4 protein-coding genes are annotated in these 3754 nt (G+C 70.7%); 1 reads left to right on the top strand and 3 read right to left on the bottom strand.

Annotation, left to right across the window (positions count from 1 at the left end; genetic code table 11):
- Positions 1-311: NADH-quinone oxidoreductase subunit H (locus PHC73_RS12325; RefSeq protein WP_300128702.1), on the bottom strand; the 311-nt coding region annotated here is incomplete at its 3' end.
- Entirely contained in the window at positions 308-2308 is a 2001-nt protein-coding gene (gene hyfB, locus PHC73_RS12320; protein WP_300128700.1) for a hydrogenase 4 subunit B, read from the bottom strand. The genes PHC73_RS12325 and hyfB, both read right to left, overlap by 4 nt.
- A 261-nt stretch (positions 2309-2569) precedes the next feature.
- Between hyfB and PHC73_RS12315 the strand changes: the two genes are divergently transcribed.
- Positions 2570-2770, top strand: a complete 201-nt coding sequence (locus tag PHC73_RS12315; protein WP_300128698.1) for a ribbon-helix-helix protein, CopG family — start codon at positions 2570-2572, stop codon at positions 2768-2770.
- A gap of 133 nt (positions 2771-2903) precedes the next feature.
- On the opposite strand, the gene PHC73_RS12310 is transcribed toward PHC73_RS12315, so the two are convergent.
- Positions 2904-3644, bottom strand: a complete 741-nt coding sequence (locus PHC73_RS12310) for a metallophosphoesterase (protein WP_300128696.1) — start codon at positions 3642-3644, stop codon at positions 2904-2906.
- Positions 3645-3754: the final 110 nt, after the last annotated feature.

Below are 3754 nucleotides of genomic sequence, written 5' to 3'. Positions count from 1 at the left end.
ACCAGGGCGATGGCGTCGGCGGCGCGCCCGGCCGGCAGGTCCGTGCCTAGCGACGGGATCACGCCGGCGGCCACCAGCATGCAGCCGAACACCACGTATGGCACGGCGCGAAACAGCGGCGAGGCGGCCTCGGCCAGCACCGCGTCCTTGCGCAGCAGCTTGCCGAGCGTGTGGTACGGCAGCAGCAGCGGCGGCGCTGAACGGTTCTGCAGCCAGGCGCGACAGCAGTTGACCCAGCCGACCAGCAGCGGCGCGAGCCCCGCCGCCACCGCCACGGCGAGCGCCTGCGTGAGCAGCGCCGACGCCGTCACAGCACCAGCACCAGCAGCGCCACCAGCGTGGCGAAACCGTACAGCAGGTAGACGGCGATGCGCCCCTGCTGCAGCCGGCCGACCAGGCCCGCGGCGCGCTCCACGGCGCCGGCGATCGGCCGGTACAGCAGGTACCAGAAGCGGTCCTCCACCGTCACCTCGTAACGCGGCGACGCATCGAAGGGTGAGGGCAGGTGGCGGCGCATGCGAAAGAACGGCTCGAAAATCTGCCGGATCGGCTGCCCGAAGCCCTCGGCGGTGTCCTGCATGCGCGCGTCCTGCCAGGGGTAGCCGCAATCCCACGGCGCGCCGCGCGACACCCGCCCGTGGTAGAGGCGCCGGATGGCCGCAAAACCGCCCAGCATCACCAGCGCGATGCCGGCGGCGAACAGCAGCGGGCTGAAACTCGCCGCGCTGACCGCGCCGGCGCGCAGCCAGCCGAGATCCCCCCAGCGTGTGGCCGCCGATCCGACCAACAGACCCACGGTGGCGTTCAGGCGCTCGAGCAGCAGCGCCGGCAAAAGACCGAGGCCGATGCAGGCGCCGGCCAGCGCCAGCAGCGCCACGCGCTCGAACCAGCCGGCATCGTGCGCGTGGGCGAGCTGCGGCTCGCGCATGCGGCCCAGAAAGATCACGCCGTAGAACTTCACCATCACGTAACCGGCCAGCGCCGAGGCGAGCACCAGCAGCGCCGCGCCGACCGGCACCAGCATGTTGACGAAGGCGAGCGGCAGCCGCGGCGACACCAAGAACGCCTGCAGCAGCAGCCACTCGGACACGAAGCCGTTCAGCGGCGGCAGGCCGGCGATGGCGAGCGACGCCACCAGCGTCGGCCAGGCCACCCACGGCATGCGCCGGATCAGCCCGCCGAGCTTGCCGAGGCTGCGCTGCTGCGTGGCGTGCAGCACCGAGCCCGTGGCCAGGAACAGCAGCGACTTGAACAGCGCATGATTGAGGCAGTGAAACAGCGCCGCCGCCAGCGCCAGCGCGGCGAACGGCCGCTGCCCGCTGCCATCGAACAGCATGGCCAAACCCACCGCGGCGCAGATCAGGCCGAGGTTCTCGATCGACGAGTAGGCCAGCAGGCGCTTCATGTCCGTCTGCACGGCGGCGAACATGACCCCGAACAGCGCGCTGAACAGACCCAACGCCAGCAGCGCCGCGCCCCAGCTCCAGTGCGGCGCGCCGAGCAGGTCGAAGCCGACGCGCAGCAGGCCATACACGGCGGTCTTGAGCATCACCCCGCTCATCAGCGCCGACACCGGCGACGGCGCGGCCGGGTGGGCCTCCGGCAGCCAGGCGTGCAGCGGCACCAGGCCCGCCTTGGCGCCGAAGCCGAACACCGCGAGCGCGAACGCCACGCTCGCCCAGCCCGGCGACAGCTGCGCCCGGCGCATGGCGTCGAACGTGAACTGCCAGCTGCCGCCCTGCAGCACGCCGAAACACAGCAGCACGGCGATGGCGCCCAGGTGCGCGATCAGCAGGTACAGGAACCCGGCGCGCCGCACCTCGGGCACGCGGTGCTGCGAGGTCACCAGAAAGAACGACGCCAGCGCCATGACCTCCCAGGCCACCATGAAGGCGTAGGCGTCGTCCGCCAGCAGCACCCACGCCATGGCGGCCAGGAACAGGTGGTACTGCAGCGCCAACAGCCCCGGCGCGGTGCCCTCGCCGGCGCGAAAATAGCCGGCCGAGAACACCGACACCGCGGCGGCGGCGCCGCCCAGCAGCAGCAGAAAAAACGCCGACAGCGCGTCCAGGCGCAGGTGCATGGGCAGCTCGGGCAGGCCAAGCGGCAGCACCGCGGCGCAGCTGCCCGCCGCGAGCGCCTGCCAGGCGCACACCGCCAGCGCCACGCCGACCACGGCGCCGGCCGGGAACAGCCCGTGCGCCACGAAGCGCAGGCCGCGCGGGCGCAGCAGGCCGAGCAGGCCGAGCAGCAGCCAGGCCACCGGCGCCGCCCGCACCCCGAACCACGCCCAATTCGAACACAGCATCAAATCGACGACCATCCGCCCGCTTTGGGAAGCATCGAAACCATTCCGTCCCTGGACGTTTTCGGCTCGCTGCCGCGCGGTACAGGCCCGCTCGGCGCTCCCTGAATCGAGGGTATACGCCCTCGATTCAGGCCGGGGCACCCTGCCCCGGAAGGAACCGTTGGACCAATCAGCGCGTCCTTAGAATGTCGCCCGCGTCGGGCGCCATACCCGAAATGTTATCATCTGGCAATCATTCAATGCGCAGAAAATTATCATCGAATGTCAAAGGAATCCCGCACCGCGCGCCTGACCGTACTCATCGATCCCGACAAGAAGGCGGTCTTCGAACACCTGTGCGCGCAGGAAGACCAGACCCCCTCGCAGGTGGTCAGGCGCCTGATCCGCGACTACATCGAGCAGCGCCTGGGCCGGCCCTGGCAGCCCGGCCAGCGTCTGCAGGATGTGCAGGACGGCGGCTGATCTGCCGGCGTGGAGGACGGAGGGCGAAGTACCTCGCCCGGGCAGTCGCCTCCGGAATCGATCGACGTGCTGCGTCGCGGTAGTGTGGCCCGCGTGGCCGGGATGCCCGGCTTGAGACGCCTGCCGGGCGCCTTCAGCGCACCGGCGGCACGCCGCACACGGCAACACGAGCGCCCTCACCGGGCGTGAGCGTGACGCTCAAAAAGCTTCCCGGCTCGCCGATCACCGGGTGCGGGGCGCCGCTGTACCAGGCCGGCGTGCGGCCGGCGGATACGTCGCGCGGGCAATGGATGTGGCCGAGCGCCAGGTAGTCGAACTCAGCGTTTTCGATCTCGTGCGCGTGGATGGGCGAGGAATTGCGCGACTCGCCGTGCGCCGGCACGTGCACGCCGTGCGCGAGCCCCAGATACCACAGATCCGCGTCTGGCCGCGCCGGCACATCGGCCAGCGGGCGGTGGCCGGGGTGATGATCGACCATGCCGCGGCCCCAGATGGCGACGCCAAGCTTCGCGAGCGTCAGCGTCTGCCCGGCGGGGTCGAGCAGCACGTGCACACCGGCGGCGGCGAAGTCGTGGCGGTGGTAGATGGCGTTCTCGGCCAGGCAGTCGTGGTTGCCCGGGATCATCACCACCGGGAACGGCAGCGCCGCCAGACGCTCGCAGGCCCACTCGATGGTCCCGGCGCTGGCGCGGTTATGGTCGAACAAATCGCCGGCCAGCAGCATCAGGTCCGGCGCCTGCGCGCCGATGGCGGCCAGCAGCGCGTCGAACTGCGCCCGGTCACGGTCGCGGCGGGTAAGGTTCCAGTCGCCGCCGAAGTAATCGCTGTCGAGGTGGATGTCCGAGCAGTGGGCCAGACGTAGCGGGCGGTGCATGAAATACGAACGGTTGTTCCGTTGGGCGGAGACACGATACCACCGCCCCGGTGCATTACCAGGCCGCTGAAAAAGGCTCCCCGCCCTTTTTCAACCCGCTCAGGCCGGCC

The organism is Immundisolibacter sp., assembly GCF_028696615.1.
In the GTDB taxonomy this organism is placed as follows: Bacteria; Pseudomonadota; Gammaproteobacteria; order Immundisolibacterales; family Immundisolibacteraceae; genus Immundisolibacter.
Note: the sequence above shows the minus strand (reverse complement) of the source record. Positions and strands in the feature narration are given on the sequence as shown.

Bases quoted from the DNA above. Each gene is read 5' to 3' on its own strand.
- PHC73_RS12315 (WP_300128698.1), top strand. From the start codon at position 2,570: ATGTCAAAGGAATCCCGCACCGCGCGCCTGACCGTACTCATCGATCCC.
- hyfB (WP_300128700.1), bottom strand. From the start codon at position 2,308: ATGCTGTGTTCGAATTGGGCGTGGTTCGGGGTGCGGGCGGCGCCGGTG.
- PHC73_RS12310 (WP_300128696.1), bottom strand. From the start codon at position 3,644: ATGCACCGCCCGCTACGTCTGGCCCACTGCTCGGACATCCACCTCGAC.